Origin of the sequence: Halorubrum sp. AS12 (assembly GCF_051122765.1) — an archaeon.
GTDB lineage: Archaea > Halobacteriota > Halobacteria > Halobacteriales > Haloferacaceae > Halorubrum > Halorubrum trapanicum.
In genome coordinates this window covers 191,027-207,734 of record NZ_CP185386.1, presented here as the reverse complement: position 1 = coordinate 207,734, position 16,708 = coordinate 191,027, and the positions used below count along the sequence as shown (strand labels likewise).

Annotated in this window: 12 protein-coding genes and 2 pseudogenes; 9 read left to right on the top strand and 5 right to left on the bottom strand. The window is 54.0% G+C overall.

What is annotated here, in order from left to right:
* Positions 1-149: 149 nt before the first annotated feature.
* Positions 150-1,385, top strand: coding sequence for an MFS transporter (locus ACODNG_RS15915; protein WP_095638109.1), 1,236 nt, complete (start codon positions 150-152; stop codon positions 1,383-1,385).
* Positions 1,386-2,270: 885 nt separating this feature from the next.
* On the opposite strand, the gene ACODNG_RS15910 is transcribed toward ACODNG_RS15915, so the two are convergent.
* A complete protein-coding gene (locus ACODNG_RS15910) occupies positions 2,271-2,588 on the bottom strand; it encodes a hypothetical protein (protein ID WP_144927964.1) in 318 nt (105 codons plus the stop codon).
* A gap of 476 nt (positions 2,589-3,064) precedes the next feature.
* Positions 3,065-4,057, bottom strand: a complete 993-nt coding sequence (locus tag ACODNG_RS15905) for a hypothetical protein (RefSeq protein ID WP_434523129.1) — start codon at positions 4,055-4,057, stop codon at positions 3,065-3,067.
* A gap of 154 nt (positions 4,058-4,211) precedes the next feature.
* Between ACODNG_RS15905 and ACODNG_RS15900 the strand changes: the two are divergent.
* A pseudogene (locus ACODNG_RS15900) lies at positions 4,212-5,888 on the top strand (transposase).
* Between the two features lie 470 nt (positions 5,889-6,358).
* Here the strand turns inward: ACODNG_RS15900 and ACODNG_RS15895 are convergent.
* Entirely contained in the window at positions 6,359-8,056 is a 1,698-nt protein-coding gene (locus ACODNG_RS15895) for a transposase (protein WP_434523128.1), read from the bottom strand.
* Positions 8,057-8,386: 330 nt separating this feature from the next.
* On the opposite strand from ACODNG_RS15895, the gene ACODNG_RS15890 reads away from it, so the two are divergent.
* Positions 8,387-8,866: a winged helix-turn-helix transcriptional regulator gene (locus ACODNG_RS15890; protein ID WP_434523127.1), complete on the top strand. Its 480-nt coding sequence runs from the start codon at positions 8,387-8,389 to the stop codon at positions 8,864-8,866.
* A 1,270-nt stretch (positions 8,867-10,136) separates the two neighbouring features.
* Here the strand turns inward: ACODNG_RS15890 and ACODNG_RS15885 are convergent.
* On the bottom strand, positions 10,137-11,867 hold the full coding sequence (locus ACODNG_RS15885) for a transposase (RefSeq protein ID WP_434523126.1): 1,731 nt from the start codon (positions 11,865-11,867) through the stop codon (positions 10,137-10,139).
* A gap of 297 nt (positions 11,868-12,164) precedes the next feature.
* Between ACODNG_RS15885 and ACODNG_RS15880 the strand changes: the two genes are divergently transcribed.
* The 4 genes and pseudogenes from ACODNG_RS15880 to ACODNG_RS15865 all read left to right on the top strand — a co-directional run bounded on the left by ACODNG_RS15880 (position 12,165) and on the right by ACODNG_RS15865 (position 13,891).
* Positions 12,165-12,701 carry a hypothetical protein gene (locus tag ACODNG_RS15880; RefSeq protein ID WP_434523125.1) on the top strand — a complete coding sequence of 179 codons (537 nt, stop codon included), beginning with the start codon at positions 12,165-12,167 and terminating at the stop codon, positions 12,699-12,701.
* 156 nt (positions 12,702-12,857) lie between these two features.
* Positions 12,858-12,947, top strand: a pseudogene (locus tag ACODNG_RS15875) (hypothetical protein); the annotation flags it as partial.
* A gap of 25 nt (positions 12,948-12,972) precedes the next feature.
* A complete protein-coding gene (locus ACODNG_RS15870) occupies positions 12,973-13,341 on the top strand; it encodes a hypothetical protein (protein ID WP_128906615.1) in 369 nt (122 codons plus the stop codon).
* 226 nt (positions 13,342-13,567) lie between these two features.
* Positions 13,568-13,891, top strand: a complete 324-nt coding sequence (locus tag ACODNG_RS15865; protein WP_241686281.1) for a hypothetical protein — start codon at positions 13,568-13,570, stop codon at positions 13,889-13,891.
* Between the two features lie 20 nt (positions 13,892-13,911).
* Here the strand turns inward: ACODNG_RS15865 and ACODNG_RS15860 are convergent, their stop codons facing one another.
* Positions 13,912-14,367 (bottom strand): hypothetical protein, encoded by a 456-nt coding sequence (locus ACODNG_RS15860; protein ID WP_434523124.1) that lies wholly within the window; start codon positions 14,365-14,367, stop codon positions 13,912-13,914.
* 266 nt (positions 14,368-14,633) lie between these two features.
* On the opposite strand from ACODNG_RS15860, the gene ACODNG_RS15855 reads away from it, so the two are divergent.
* Both ACODNG_RS15855 and ACODNG_RS15850 read left to right on the top strand, forming a co-directional pair.
* Positions 14,634-15,743 carry an ArsR/SmtB family transcription factor gene (locus tag ACODNG_RS15855; RefSeq protein ID WP_128906612.1) on the top strand — a complete coding sequence of 370 codons (1,110 nt, stop codon included), beginning with the start codon at positions 14,634-14,636 and terminating at the stop codon, positions 15,741-15,743.
* Between the two features lie 188 nt (positions 15,744-15,931).
* The gene (locus tag ACODNG_RS15850) at positions 15,932-16,501 is read left to right on the top strand and encodes a hypothetical protein (RefSeq protein ID WP_434523123.1); all 570 of its coding nucleotides are present in this window, start codon (positions 15,932-15,934) and stop codon (positions 16,499-16,501) included.
* Positions 16,502-16,708 lie beyond the last annotated feature (207 nt).

The following is a 16,708-nucleotide window of genomic DNA, read 5'->3' as shown; positions in this document are numbered from 1 at the left end:
TAACAGTAAGAGAATAAAAGGATTTACCATCTAACCCTTAAAGGTATGCGGAGAGATACATAACATGGATACACTATCGTCAGAATTCGTTACAGGCACCTGTCGATACCCGATTTCCGTGGTTCACCGTCCGTCCACATTCTCGAGTAATGACTACCCAACCGACCCCCCAGCATCAAGAACCCACTAATAGCGATCCACACCAGAAACATCAGTCAACGTGGGGTATCGTCGCCGGCGCGAGCCTCATCTCGACAGGGTTGGCAGCCTACGAGATTGTGCCCGCGAGCGTCTCCCCGCTTATTCGTGACTCGCTGGGTATCGGGCCAACAATCGCAGGCTTCCTCGTTGGAGTCATGTTCGGTACTGCAGTGATCGCAAGCCTTCCAGTTGGTGCGGTGCTTGACCGGACAGACTCTAGAAACGTGATGGCACTCGCCGTTCTCACACTACTTGTCGCCGGAACGTGGGGATGGATTGCTGGACGGCAAGGGAACTACCGATCAGTGATTGCGTCGCGAGCGCTTGGGGGGGTCGCCTACGTCGTCGTGTGGAACGCTGGCATCGATATCGTGAGTCGAGCAGCGACTAGCGGGAATCGAGCAACCGCTGTCGGCATTTTCACCGCAAGTGGCCCGATCGGATTCGCGCTCGGTCAAGGAACCGGGCCACTCATTGCGCATCGATTCGGGTGGCCTACAATCTTTATTGCGTTCACGGGGCTCACAGTCATGGGTCTCATCGTATTCTGGCCAGCAAGTCGAGGGATCGGGACGAGTCAGGGAGATGCCCCCTCGGTTCAGGAGTTTGGTGCAGTTCTTCGGAACCGGGAGGTCTGGTCTGTCGGATTGCTCGGGTTTCTCGGCTATTCGCTGTACTTGTTCGTGAATAGCTGGGGCGCGTCGTATCTCACGACCGAGCTTGGCCTGTCACTCGCTGTGAGTGGACTCCTGGTGGCAGTGTTCCCCGCAATCGGGGTCGTCTCTAGAATCAGTAGTGGCCTCCTGTCTGACCGCGTCTTCGGTGGTCGCCGCCAACCCATCGTTTTCGGGTCCTTCGCAGCTGCTGCTCCGCTCGTATTGGTGTTCACTCAGTTTCGGTCACTTCCATTACTCGTTGCGCTCCTGCTGCTCACCGGGTTCGCGGTTCAGCTTACGCTGGGGCTGTCTTTCACGTATGTCCGGGAAGTCGTCGATTCAAGAGTCGCTGCGACAGCCGTCGCGTTCCAGACGAGTGTCGGGTTAGCGGGGGCGTTCCTTGCCCCGATTGTAGGCGGCGTTGTTGTCGACCGAGCGGGGTTCGATACGGCATTTCTACTCGCTGGAGTCGTCGCTATCTGTGGAATCGTGGTTGCATGGCGAGCTCCAGAGCCAGGTTACTCGTAGAAAGGGTTCAGCAACTGTCTTTCACGCTGTCAAGTCGTGGTACTCGGCGCTGAACAGCTGTTGGTGCTCTTCAACTGGAAAGGATTCTGCGACAGTTCGGCTCTCGGTGATGAACGTCGGTACGTCGGTGGCGCCGTTTTGACGTGTAGGTTGAAACCCTCTGAAGTTGATAGTTTTTCATCCTCAATCGCTCAGTACAGGGGACTCATGAATCGCTCAGTACAGACGTAGCGACGAGCGATTGCGGAAGTGAGTATCGCAGATCGGTAGTAGCGATTCGGTATTTAAATAGTCGCTAGCGGCGCCGACGGTCGATTATAAATGGCAGGCGGTGCGGTGGCGCGCCTGCGAGCGGCCGGAGCGAAGCGGAGGCCGCGAGCCAGCCCGCGAGGGACGCCGCGAACGCCCGCAAGGGCGTGAGCGGCGAGGCTGGGGAGGCGTGAGGTGCTGTGCGGTGCTGTGCGGTGCTGTGCGGTGCTGTGCGGGGCGGGACTCAAAGGGGCAGTCGCGAGGCGGGCGCAGGCGACGTAAGCACCGCAACGAGGGAGCGGTAGCGACCGAGTGAGGAGCGCAGCGAGCGTGCGCCCGCCTCGCGACTGGGGATTTGAAGGCCCTCACCGCAGCAGCGTCGACCGCTTATAAACAGCCGACAGCAACACGGTGATCTGACTTATAAATCCCCACGCCATCACACTGAGCGACGTACTACACCTACTCCCGCACAAGATCAAGAAACACTATTCAGTAACCGGCTATCTCAGACGAGAACATATCTGAAGAAAAGGATTTCAACAGAGCCACATATCCGGCTCTGTTGAACCCACATTCTTCAGAGATACGATAGGCTGAAACAGCCGGTTGGTGAGAGCTGCGTGTGTTTCGTCGCTATCCGATGACGAAGAACCCGCTCCACACGAGGATAGAGGCGAGGATCGCGGCGATGAACACTACCGCCGTAATCACCTGCGAACCCCGACGGTTGTTTTGACGAGCGGCCACGATTGCCGGAATAGCAGTCACCACTACAGCAGGCACCACCGTATAAATCACTGTACTGGGAATGAATTGGTCGAGTCCGATGGTATCGAAGACGATCAGTGAGACGAATTGTACGGGCAGTATCGCGGCGACCGACACGATACACAGGAGGGAGAAACCGACATCACGCAATCCCACATTGAGGGTCTTGGAGGACATCGCCATATGAATAATCCATAGTGCTCCGACAAATACTTACACCCGAGAAAATCGGTCGGCTTTAGGTAGGTTAACTCCCTGTGTTGACCGCAACCGGGCCAGAATATATCATTTGTTGAGGATTTCAACAGAGCCACTTCTTGTGGATCAAATTCCTCCATGCGGTCAAGCACCTAGCAGATCGGTACGAGCTGCTGCTGCGCTGATGGGTGGTGTGTGCGTAAATGGAGCAACACCTATTCGACCTCCCATGATGGTGCTTCCTTGGCACGTAGGCCAATCAGAGCCACGCGTTCTGAAACGCTGTTGAATCATCGGCCTTTGACCACCCCAGTACCTATTTACGCACTCTGAGGACTTAGCAGGCTTTCATCCTATCAGAGCCAGGAGTTCTTATTGCTTGAAGAACACGTGCTACGTGACGCTGAACGGCATTACCAGCCAGTATGTCGGGCGGCGGGGAAAGCGTACTGTTAATTCCCTCAAATACCGAGATCGCGGAACGTCCAGTCATTCGAGAGATCGGCATCGAAGCCCATCTCTTCGACGAGGTCTCGGATACGCTGTTCGACTGTCTCGTCGAGTTCGAAGGCGTAATCCAACTCATCGTACCAGTCGTAGTACCGTGGCATCCCCGGCCAGTGGCTGTCTGTTTTCAGTCCGTAGACGCAGTCGAGCAGGTAGCGACGATATGGCATATCGTCACGGGTGACGCGAGGGAGCGTCCCATTGATCGAATCGTCTCGTACCAGCTGTTCGAGCAGGTCGACGGCAGCGTACTGGTCAGCGTAGAAGGCGTGTTCGACTGTTGGGCTGACGGAGAAGATGTCCTCCGTCGTACGGGCGTGGAGCTGGTCGACGACTGAGTGGTTTGGATGTCCGATTCCCCACCCATAAGCATGGACTTCCTCGCGTGCGACATCGTCGCTTTCGGGAGCGTTGACCGCGACAGTGTTCAGATATTCGAGTGCCTTGACCGGAATCGCCTCGACACCATCGGTTATCCGCGTTCGAATAAGATATCGCCCGACAGCGTTTGCTATTGTGGGCGTGACGAGCGGAAATTCGGCCTTCTCAGTGGGCTCATGCGCATCGATTACATCCGCAAGGAATGGCCAACCGTGTACTCTCGTTGCATCGTCGAGTTCGTTGCTGACGCGCTCGTAGTATGGCCAGAAGACGTCCCGAAACGTATCTCCACTGCTGTCTTCCTCGACTGCAGTCGAGAGTGCTGCTTCGAATTCGACGACTGCGTAGTGTAGGGCATCCACGTCACCGTCGGAGAAACGATCAAGCAGGTTATCGAGTTCGGCAACCTCTTTGTTCCGTTTTTGGCTTGGAGATGAGTCAGATTTAGACCTCCCCGAATCGGTCGAGGCCGAGAACGTGTCCGATTGGACATCGCCACAGTCGTGAAGTCGGAGATGAGTGAGTGTCTCGAACGACTCCCCGCAATCGTCGCACTCGTGAGCCATAGTCCGACTAGAGGCATGTGGAGGAAATGTGTTCCCCCTGGAACCGGATTGCGGAACTAATCTCTCTCCCCTAGCGAGTACCGACCTTCCCCAATCTCGATGTCTCTTATCGAGATGGACGAGGACTTCTGCGTGTCCGAGTCAGTATCTCGTAGTGGCTTCGACTCCCGAGTCTCGTCGAACGATCTTTCGACGTATCGCTCAGCGATTGTACGTTGAGTGGCCGGCGTATGATTCGACACCACTGTATGACCGAACGTCGCTCGCGGGACTGGAATCAGATGTTCGGACGATTTCGGAGACGTGGTTCTGCCACGAGTGCCACAACTCGGTCGAAAAGTTCGTCTGTTCGCTGCCGCTCGCTTACTTCAAATTCGAGACCCATGACCGCTATGCGGGATCGACGAGCTACGAGATGGACACCCTCTTTCGAGTGTTCATGTTGAAAGAACTCCACGGATGGGACCACGAGACAGCACTCGTCGAATTCCTCGAGTGCCACCCTGAATTGCGTGAGCAACTCGGACTCGAGAGCGTTCCGAATCAGTCGACGCTCTGGCGTAGCTGGCACGAGCGCTTCACGGGTGAGTTACGCGAGACGGTTGAGACGGCTGCCCGGACGGCCCTGATCAATGCCCAAAACGCGGGTGTGAGCGTTCCGCGTGACCCGGACAGGACGCTCCCTCAGCGAGGAGACAGTACCGGAGACTCCGATCCGGACGAGCAGACCGTGCTGGAACAGGCGGGAACGATCACGGATCACGTCAGTCGCGTTGTCTTCCCGGCGTTCTCGATGGATCGCGGAGAGGGCTGTGAGATCCACGAGAATGCCTACTGGGACTTACAGACCTATCTCGGCCTCCGCGAGAACTTAGCTGCCAATGAGGGGGCTCGGAGCTTCATCTACGAGTCGACGCGTAGTCGGACACCTCTGGGGCACGCCCATCGTGATCAGATTCGTGACCTCTCGATAGCGGAGATTCGTGAGATGTACCGTCAGGCCGTGAAACGGCTATTGGATGAAGTCGCGGAGACAGAGCAGTTCTTCCGAGCCGGAATCGTGGCCATCGACATCACTGAAGCTGAGCCCTTCACCGGTGATAGAACAGGTCACGAGGATGAGATCATCGGGACAAAGAGAAGACCGACGAATACGCCTATCAGTGGGCGACCGTCCAGCTCGTCGGTAATGCGGTCCCGATTGTCTTAGACGCAAGGCCGGTGCGGCGTGGCGAGAGTCGGCTGGAAATTGTCGAGGATCTGACTCGACTCGGCTGAGGACCTCGTCCACGTCGACAGCGTGCTGATGGACAGAGAATTCGACAGCCAACACGTCTTGGAGATGATTAGCCAACGCGGGCTCACGTACGTCGTCCCAAAGCGGATGCACACGAGCGAGAGAGCCCAGGCGAAACGACTCTTGAAGAGTGAGACAGATCGATACGTGAACGACCGTAAGCTCCACTTGGGCAAGAATGAGTGGCACCAGACGACGCTCGTGTACCGTCGAAACGAGAATTCTGAACACACTGACCACCGGCAGTATTCGGTGTTCATGTGCAACGGTAATGTGGGACTGCTGAGTGAGTACGGCTATCGCTGGGAGATCGAGAGCGGCTACCGGAGCATTAAGCGGTTCATGGCCGCGACAACCTCGAAGAACTTCGTACTGCGATTCTTCTACTTCGCGTTCGCCTGTCTGCTGTACTCAATCTGGCGGGCCGTCGACCTCCTCGTGGAAGTCGAGTTGACGGGTGAGTACGAGCATTCCCCGATTGTGACTGCGGACAATACGCTCACACTGTTGAAGAAGGAAACTGGAGTCGGGTAATCGCCGATATTGAGCCAGTGAGAACAGGAGTAACGAGCGGCAGCGCTGTTCTGATCTCTTCAAATACGCAGTTCTAGTTGGGATACTAACTGGAAGTGGTGTCCCGGCCCGAGTGTGAACCGTGTCAAGTTCGGTGGTTCGGCTGATATCGTGGATACCAGCGGTGCTATAGCCGCCGTAGTCTCAACTTCCCAACCTGACTGTTCGGCATTTCTACAAACGAAATGAGGGGGCAAGCGATGGTTCAGGAGACCAAACAGGTCGTACGAACGAAACCCGCGACAGAAAACCCAATTAGATTACCATTCGAGTGCTGATCGGTGAGATCTCGGGTGGAAATACCGCTGAAAAAACAGAACTGCCGCTCGTGAAAACAGGCTCACACGGAGAAATCTGGTGGTCAGTCAGGCGGGTCGAACAGGCAGAACGCGACCAACTCGATCAGCTCTCCCGCAAGAATCGGCGGAGATTCACCCAGATCGACATCCACTCGGATCCCGCAGCATGAAGTTCGCCATCCGCCACACGTTATACAACAGCGTCCCGACCACAAAGTACAGGAACCGGATGCGGAAGTCCTTCGATGCCGTCGTTGGCAGAAAGTGCTTCTTGATGGTCTTGTACTCGTTTTCAATCTCCATCCGCTGGCCGTACTGTCCAAGCAGCGCTTCTGCACGGTGATGATCGATGTGCTCGTTCACCGTGAACACCGCGTACTTGTCACCGTCCTTCTTCGACGGCGTGTAGATGGACGTGATGTCGTGTTCACGACCGCCATACTCGTGCGTCCCGTGCCCGATACGACTGTCGTACGTGTCGTGGTCTTTAATCTCCTCAATATTCTCCTTATCCACCTTCGCACGGGCTGGCTTCCCTAGCACGTACAGCAATCCACGCCGGTCGATCACGTCCCGTGTCTCCTTGCTGCTGAACCCACGGTCAAGGAACACCTTGTGAATGTCCATGTGACGGGATGCCTGCTCTAACAAGCTCTCTACGATGTCAGCACGAGACGTTCGCTCAACATCCCATCCCATCTCGTGTTCCCACTTCCGCTGATCACGGACGGGTTCCACCCCGAGGACAATCGGTGTGTTTTCTGCGATAATCGTGATGGTCGCAAACTTGTATCCACGCTCATCGCTGTCTTTGAGCCCGGAAACCAGATCCGGATGCTCGGGGTCCAACAATTTCTCTTTCCCGTCAATGGTCACTCTGATGGGTTCCCTGTCCGAGTCACGAGCTTCTTTCTCGGACATGAACGGCGAGGCATAGAAATTCCACGCAGTGATGTCTATCGCCGCGTGAACCGGTTCCGTGAACCCAGCATCATCGTACTCCTCATCGGTAAGTTCGTCTAAAATGTTCTCAACGCCTGCGTGGAACGGTTCAAGGACTTCGTCACGGATTCGTTTCCACGCCGGAACCTGCTTCCCAGTCACGAATTCATCGAACGTGAGTTGCGAGTCAGGCTTGGCGACCTTCTTCATCGTACGGTTATGCGAGGAGCCGTGCGGAACGCTTTCTCGTTCGCTAAGCCGGGCGAACCGGCGCGATGGAGTCGTTGTTCCGGCCCGAGACATATTCAGGTACCCTTGTCGCTCGAAATACGCTTCCAACGGGTACTTCGCGTTACTGGCACGATCTGCGGTGAATTCACTGAACCCAAGTTCAGTCGCACGCTCCACCGCGTCCATGATCTCCGTGTCACTGACCTGGTCGTGCTGAACCGTTTCAGGGTCAAGCGCTGGCTCATTCGTCCGGATGATGTCGTGATCGCTGCACACTGACCGAATGACTTCAGCAGCGTCTTTCAGCAGTCGGCGTTCGTCCGGGTCGAACCGTTCTCGCTTATTGTGACTGATGATCTGCTGTGAGATCGGGCGGTCAAATCCGAGACGGAGATGCACGTACGCAGCGCCTTGCAAGCGGCGGGCGAGCTCCGACTGATTCAGATCGCGTGCGTGCTTGTAGAGGAATAACCGAACCATCGGTTCCAAATCGAACTTCGCACGACCGGGATCGTCGTACCCGCTGAACCACTCAGCACCGATGTTGAGATTCGTGATGATGCGTGTGATGTGGTCGTGAATATGGCACAGATCCTCTGTCTGGGTCTCAATAGACCGAAGGGTTTCGTCTGAAGACGGTGTTTCAGACGCTGTCATCGACACCACCTCTCCGGAAGTCGTAGCTGCTGGTGACGCTGAAGGGAAGCAGGAATTGACGCGTGGCTCCCGACCGCGAGCAGACCGTGGCCGAATAGTGGGGAGCCGTTCATAGCGTACCAGTATATTACTTCGAATCGAAGTGTAAGGATCGGGGTGTTGTTTCCGGAAACCTGCCTCAACCTACGCTATGGGTGGTTAAACGCGATGTGCGTACAGGATGATTCGATTTCCGAATTGTTCCAAATCAAACTGTATTTTGAAACGAAGCTAAGTTCAGAGTAGAAGAAAGTTTGACTACGAATGCCTACAGGATATAGCGTGTGAGACATGGCAGACACGCTTAGGGAGTTCTTTGAGCTGCGTGGCGGGATCGGCCTTCTTGTCGTCTTGAAAGGTGGATCAAAACGATTCAAACATCTGAACGAGCGATTACAGATTAGTTCCTCAACGTTGTCGAAGCGGATTGGGGAAGCGAAAGACCTCGGGCTGATTACCCCAGAAATCGATGACCGGGAGACATCGGTGAAGAATCAGTATCGAGTTACAGAGCGTGGGCAATATGTAGTAGCAAAAATGGAGCGATTAGACATCGTCCACGCGTATCGAACAATGCTTGATATGCAGGCACAAGTTGAGGGTGGGAAGCAAGACCTGGTGGAGTGGATTGAGGGTGAGAAGACGAAAGAAGAGTTAGCGAGACGCAGTGACAGCGATCCGTACGTTGATCCGTTCGGTGAAGATGTGACGAGCTTCTCCGGTGAAGACTTTGATCGAGATTATGATGATGAGTTCTTCACAAAAGAATGACTATTTATAAAATTTATTTCAAGAAATTATTTCCGGAGAGCGCTAATCACTACGGCTGCATACCAAACAGTGAACTTCTTGAATTATCCAAACTTCTTAGTGAACTGATGTGAGATGATAACTATGGAAAGATTATATTTGTATCAAGGTTCGTTAGCTGTATGGGGATTATCGTTTCTCCTCAACGCCGGGACTTCATTCGCTACCGGAGACGGGGGCCTTGTTCCAATCCTCGTTGCAGTAAGTGGGAGTGCTCTGGTCCTCGGCTCGGGCTATGAATCTCTCCGAACTGATCCCGATGAGTTCACTGTCTCTGCTGGTGCACTCCTTGTTATCAGTGGCACTGCTTGTTTGATTCTGATCCTGACCGTCCTTGAGATTGTGCTTCCACTTTAATTGTCTGGCATACGCTCTGTGCTGACTGATCCTTGTATCGTATAAACTGAACGGCAAAGGGAATATACACAGTGGGGTAGAATTAGTACATAGTGATTGAAATGGCTCCATGGAAATCTACAGTAGGTGAAATGTACTGCTCCGGTTACGAGGAGTACAACTAATTAGTTCAATGTTCAAAGATTTGATTGAAGACTACAGAAAGGAATATCGAGAAGCCAATGGCGATTTTGACCATCGTATTGCGGGCTACGGATTAATCGGACTTGCTATCTTGGTCGTAAACGCAACAATTGTGACGACCGGTAAGAACGAGCTCGGCCTTACAGATTCAACAGTCTTCTTACTAATCGTTCTCGCAGGGGCCTCTCTCCCTTTTATACTGTGGTACCCGTTGCGAAAAGTCGGTCTTTAGTGAGGTCATTGCTGATTGGCTCCATTGAATCTTCTCCTTCAGAGATACCCTCATCTAGCAATCCTCTGCCTGTACTGACCGATCAAAAGAGTAGCTGAACATTCTTCGAGTTAAGAATCATATGATTAATGAAGTGAGGGAAAGGTATCGAGATCGTTCCGCATTAGTGTGCTGATTCGGAAAGACTCAATCAATTTGACCACATAATTGTTCTTCAATTGGTGGTTTGTAGAAACCCAAACTGCCAAGTTGGGAACTTCCCACATTCTTCGCGTGCTTATAAACCTACAAATGAAACTAGGAAATTCACGAGCTGATGATTCCCAATTCGGTGCGAAAATCGGCCGAGGTTGAATTAGCAACCACGAACCACCCATCTGGATGACAACTATCCCGAAAATCCGCAAAAATCGATAGAGCAGCCGCTACCGAATTGGTGGACCCAGAGTGAGAAAAACGTTACCCGAACTCACGCAGGAAGTCGCCCAACGCTCGCACGAACGTCTTTGCCGTGATCACTGGCGGTGACCGGATCGGCTCGTCGAGCGCGACCTTGATCAAATAGTCTGTGAGCCGCCACAGATTGTAGATCAGCGTCGACAGCGCGAAGTTACACAGGCGAAGTCGGTAGTCCGTCGACGACGTCTTCGGCATGAAATCCTTGATCGACTTGTACTGGTTCTCGATGTCCCACCGCCGACTATACCCGTTCACGACACTCGAGATCTCCTCGGGCTCGACGCGGTCCTGGTTCGTTACGAACACCGCGTACTTTCCGTCAGCGTCGTCGCTCGTACTCGGGGCATAGAGGAACTCAGCCTCATGATGGATCTCACCATCGATTCCAAATGGAACGTCGTGTTTGACAGCTTCGTCCGCCGTCGGGTGTTCCTGAATATCCTGGATCGCCTCTAAATCATCCTCGTACGTCGGCACTGGAGACAGATACGTGAGCCCGCGATCATGAACGTCTGCGTACACTCGGTTGACGTAGAATCCGCGGTCGAACATCACCAGATCCAGATCGACGAACTGCTCAGCGCGATCGAGCAATCGACTCACTAAATCGGCTTTCGAGTACGATGGAGAATCGTCGGGCTCCCACGCGGAATTCTCTTTCACTGGCTCAATACCGAGAACGATCGGTGCATGGTCGCCAACCAGTGTGATAGTGGCGTACTTGTACCCGCGCTTGTACTCGCCGTCTTTCTTGTACCCGCTCACCATCTTCGGGTAGTCTGGCTTCGCGATCCCCGCCTCTTTGTCCTCCCACGGCCAGACGTGGAACTGTTCGTGGGTGATGTCGATCGCCGCAACGGTCTCACGAGAATCGAAGGGATCGTCACCACGGATCGAGTTGATGATGTTTTCCGTCGCGGCGTTGAACGCCGTCATAATAGCGTCCCGAATCTGGTCGATCTCGGGCATCGAGTTATCGTCCTCGAAGTCCTCGAACGTGAGCTGGCCGTCCGAGTCTTTGGGCGTGGCTATCTTCTTGATTGCCCGTAGGAAGGTCGAGTCGTCGCAGATGAGTTCGTCGTCGGTAAGCCAGCCGTACTCGGCTTCTGAATGAGCACTACCGTTGTTCGCGCAGATGCTCGCGAACATATCCAGCATTACCTCGTCGGAGTACGTCTTGTGGGCTGCTCGGTGGGTGTCGAATTCGGGGATAACGTGTTTTCGAGCGAGCGTGAGCGTCTTCTGGGCCTTCTCCTTCTTGTACTCATTCGCGCTTTGTGACTCCTCCTCGGCGTCGGCTGGGACTGATGGGACGAGCCCTGCTGTGAGGACACCGTTGTCGAGAGCAACTTGTCGGACGCCAGCAACCGTCCGATTAAGGATCTCTTGGGTATCTTCGCTGAATTGCGCATGCGTGTACGAGAGCTGTTGTTGAGTCGGTGTATTCGAGAGATCGGTGATATCGAGGTGGAAGCTCTTGACTAAGCTCGGCTCCCGACCGAGTCGTTGCGCTAATTCGTTCTGGGAGATGCCTCGAATCCCTTTGAACAAGAGCGTGCGGAACATCTCGTCAGTTCCAAAGGTTACGCGGTTCTGATTGCGGGCATCCTCCAGTTCGTCGACGGGGATTGAGAGTTTCCGGATGACGTCCCAGAGGTGGTCTTCACGCTCACAGAGCGTCTCCGCGTGGACAATGATTGACTCAGCGACAGCCGACGGATCAGTCGACATTGAGCCACCTCCGGGACAAGCTGCTCTGTTTCTGGGCTGCGGTCGACCAGATACTGGAGTGATAGGGTGTAGAAGCGTCTGCTGTGAAGGAGCGAATATCAGTATAGAATAGAGTGAAAGTTTGATTGTGCATTAATGCCGATAGTCTGCTCTTGGCTTGTAGTGGGAGACATATGAAGAGGTATGCGTGCTATACTTGGAGAATTGATTGTGACTACAATTCGATGTGAGTCAAGAATCAGTATGAATCGAATATCGCTTGGGTTTATAGTAGTGGGCCGAGAACAGGGAGACACAATGGGCTTGGACGAACTCGAATCGTTTCTTCGCAAGAAAGGAGCGGCGGAACTCATCACGGAGATCGGGACGGGAACAGCGACGTTCAACGCACTCGTCGACGCGGTTTCGGTAAGTGGATCGACAGTGTCCTCACGGCTCTCGGAAGGTGTTGAGCGCGACGTGTTCACGGTGAGTCACAGGCCGACCGAGCATGGGACAGAGAAGCGATATAAGCTCACGATCCTCGGACGTCGCGTGTATGATTGGGCAGTACAGACGGAATTCGAGCGGAAGGCCCGAGAGCTCCGGCGGATTCGGCAGGAACGTGAGACGGCGTTCGAACAGCTGGTTGGGAAAATCAATCGGGATATGGAGATTCGCAAAATGGTAGTCGACGTAGATCCAATGGTGGATGAGGACGTAGAGCTGCCTGAGGGTACGTCTGTCGTGCAGAAAGAGCCGTCAGAGGAAGCACTCCGTGAAGCTCATTTCGAACGGATGGAAGAATCCCTCGAGCCCATTACAGACGACCAATCCGAAGAGAATAGTGAGTGAAGACAAACTCCTGAACGCTAAGTACAGACGGCCTTCCTATTGTTCGATAAAGGACGAGACTTCGCCGACAACCCCCGTTCGCTGATTCCGATGGGCGAGCGCGACAGCGTCTGACTCCTTGACTTCAACTATGCGTACAATCTCTTCTGCGCGTACTCCGACGCCGACGAATGCTCGGTCGTCTCCTTCGAGAACACCTTGACGGGCACATCGAAGCGGACGAACGCTATGCGGAGTAACACCTAACTCCCCGCCCGAAAGACCTCCGCGTATGAACCGCGAACGCACCATTCGCGCCCTCCCACGCGTTCTCGCCGCCCTCGCCCTGCTCGTCCCGTTCGCCGCTGTTCTCCCCAGCATCGAACCTCCACCCGCGACTGCCATCCTTCTCAGCCCCCTCGTTCTCGTCGCCGCCGTCCTCGCGCGCGCCGGTGTCACCCGCGACCCCGTTGACATCATCCTCGCCACCGTCACCGCGCCCTGTATCCTCGCCGTCGCCTACGCCCTCTACGAACACCTCGCCCTCACCCCCGGCGTCGTCTGGGGCCCGCTCTTCGTCGCCCTCGCCACAGCTCTCCTCGCCCTCGCCGTCCTTTCTGACGCCGCCATCGAACGACTCACTGGCACACAGACGGCTTAACCGCAGGCAACACGGTTTCTTTATTCAGAATGATGGGAGGAACGGCTGGTCGATACGCAACCGAATGTAGCACGACTCCAAGTCCTATCTGACATCCGTAATATATTTCAAAAGGTTTGGCTCTGTTGAAATCCCCTTCTTCAGAGATATTCTTGTCTGAAACAGCTGGTCGCTGAAGAGTGCGAAAAGAACAAACTGTTTCTCCTTGGAATGTAACTCTCTCAACGTGATCGATCAGGAGTTACGGAGGAACCTCTGTAGGGTAGGAATCATCGTTGTTGCTTTCTTCGGAGCAGTTTTTCTTTTCGTCTACCTCAATTCGTATTTCCTCAGCTCCCTGTTCTCGTTAGTCGCCGTCGCTGGTGTGTTCCTGCTCTTGAATCTTCAGAAGGCGTACTCAGTCATTATGATCGTCGTTGGAGTTCTCGCACTTGCGTTCGCCGTTCTCGGCTATCTGAATCTCGGTCTCGTAAATATGCCCGTTCTGTATGCCCTCCTCGCAGTACTGGGAATCGTTCGTGGCGGTCAGGCGTATCGAGCAACGGAATAACTGTATTGACTGTCGTCGGATCAGAATGTCTCTCCCGTGAAGGGTTTCAATAGAGTCAGTGCGGTTCGAGCAACGAGCAGCAAACCGAGTACGCTGCCGACCACGAGCGCAACCAGCGGGGCAAGCACCACACCGCCCGCGTCAGCGATGGTGAGGACGTACACGCTCCCGACCACCCACCAGAGCGTGTAGCCGGCGAGCCCGCCGAAGACGAGTGACGTTCCAATCCGTCGGAGGCTCGTATCGTCACCTTGCGCCCGGTTATCGGAGCCGACATACGCCGAGGCAAGTCGCACGCCGTGTCGTACTACGCGAGCAAGTACTGACACTGCGAGGAGCCCCGGAACGAGAAGTGTTCCAGGGATAAACACGGTGTCGATGAGCGTCGCGACGATCCCACCGTCGAACACGAATCCGGGCTCAATCACCCAAACGGCGGCAAGTGTCACGGTCAGCACGGCGAGTATCGGCTCCACCGTCCGTCGGCGAGCTGATGGCGAGAACAACGTCCGTGTCATCTATCCATCTCACGGAAACCGTGATAGCGACTACAGAATCTTGATTGGAGAGCATTCTCAAGAGAGCCCAGAACCTCTACCCTTTGAGTTTGACGTTTCTGTGGTAGATTCCTAGTAGTTGCCATAGAGTGTAGTCTTCATAGCTTTACAATAGGTTTGACCACTACTCAAACGGTTATTTGAGCGCCCGGGGGTTTCTTTCCATATTACCTACAAAGTCTAGTATGGATCTCGCCGGTCGGATCGTGCGTCGGTTCCGGAGTGGCCCTGACGAGCCGGTGATCGCTGGTCTCGAAGACGAAGATGCTGACCAACTGTTTGATGCACTGGGTTCTGAAATGTCACGGGCCGTGTTAGCAGCATGTTACGAGGACGGACAAACCCGATCGGAGCTGGCAGACGAGCTAGAAACGAGCATCCAAAACATCAGCTATCACGTTGACAAACTCGAATCTGCGGGGTTACTTGAGCCAGCCGAAACACGCTATGGAGCGAACGGTAGCGAGGTTCTCGTCTACGAGCCATCGAAACAGGCAGTTATTATCGCGGCGGGAGAGACCAATTTCGTTGATCGGCTCTCTGAGGCGGTAGATAAACTGTTCGCACCCGTCGCACTTGCAGGGCTTCTGTCACTAATCGTTGGTATACTCGTACGCGGTCCTGCACCAGTTGGAATGATGGGTGGTGGTGGAACAGTAACTGGGCCCACGGGAACGCAAGCAGGACTCGTAACTGCAATTGCAACGTTTATTTTGTCGATATTCGTCATACTTGTAGCAGCTCAGAGGGGTGTATTCGATAGTGGCAGCGCCGTCAGCCGGACGGGTTTGATGCGAAAGTTTCTCGGACGGAGTGTAACCGGAACCCGACGAGACGCTATTTTGATCACCGCTATCGTGTTCGGGACGTTTCTGACGCTTGATCTGATCGCAACCGGTACTGCACACCAACTGACGGTAGTCGCGTGGCTTGCGATTCAACTGATGATTCCTGGAGGGGTCGTGCTGGCTGCTGTATTAGCATACTCGAACGATGGCTTATTCGTGAGTTGGGGGGCTGCGAGCGCGCCCGTCGTTGGTATATGGGCCTACATCGTCGGCGGCGATCTCGCAAGAGGTGGTTTTGAGCCGATTTTGATCGCACTCGGACCGGTTATTGTTATGCTGGTTACTGCACCAGTCGGATCGATCGCCTTTCTCATCGGTCAAACAACCGCTAAACGTTTTCAAGAGGCGGATCACGAGTCGCTCTCAAGCCAAGCCATCGGGCTCCTGGTAGCACACCCGATCATGGCCGGTGCGATTACAGTCGTCTATTTCGCACTAGTTCGGTGACTGATTAAGAATAGAGATTTCGCTGAAACGCTATCTATCTGATATTCTTTCAACTGGAACATCCGGTAGGTAGGCATCCCTCAGCGACCAGCCGTTTCAGACAAGAATACGTCGGAAGAACAGGAGTTCAACAGAGCCACGACAATCGATACCGGTCAATTTATTCAGAATCTCACAGACGTCCTATTATGCCCTACACTCCATTCCATCTTGGACCCGTCCTCCTTCTTGGTGTCCTGCTCTATCAGTGGGTAGATCTCCCGACCCTCTTAGTGAGCAGTATCATCATCGACATTCGTGCTGCCCTCGTGGTGTTCGGGCCGCTTGAACCACCAATCCACGGAGTCCTAACCACATTTGCTGGCGGAACAGTTATCGCAATTATAGTCACTGCTGTCGTCTCCTCGCTTTCCAATTCGATCGACCGATGGCTTGATCGTGGGCGTTTGACTGATCGTATTTCTCGTGGTGGAATATTTGCTGGGAGTATTCTCGGTGTCTATTCGCACGTGGTTCTTGACTCGATACTGTATACAGACGCCCGCCCGTTCTATCCGGTCCCCTGGAACCCGTTCTTCGTCGATGGCGTAAAATTCATTCCTGTCTACGTCGGTTGCGACTCTCAGTGGCATTCTCGGAATCATCGCCTTTGCTATGAAATACCGCAGCAAATCCTAGCTCAAGAACCCGTAACTAGAATACTACTCGATATACCTAACGGCAGTTCTACTACGAACCTTATCTTCAGGGTGTCATAGAACAGTTGGCACATCCATCTTCTGACCTCCTGAACCGCTCAATGCAGGTAGCTGACCTACCGAGAATACGTTAAATTACTCACTACCTGTCAAAATAGCCGTGCGGGACATAGAATCTAAGTCTGGCAGTTCTCGTAATTGGCTTATTCAACCTGTTTTTGCTTAGAATTTATTCTTCTTTCATGGTATTTCTTAAATAGATACAGC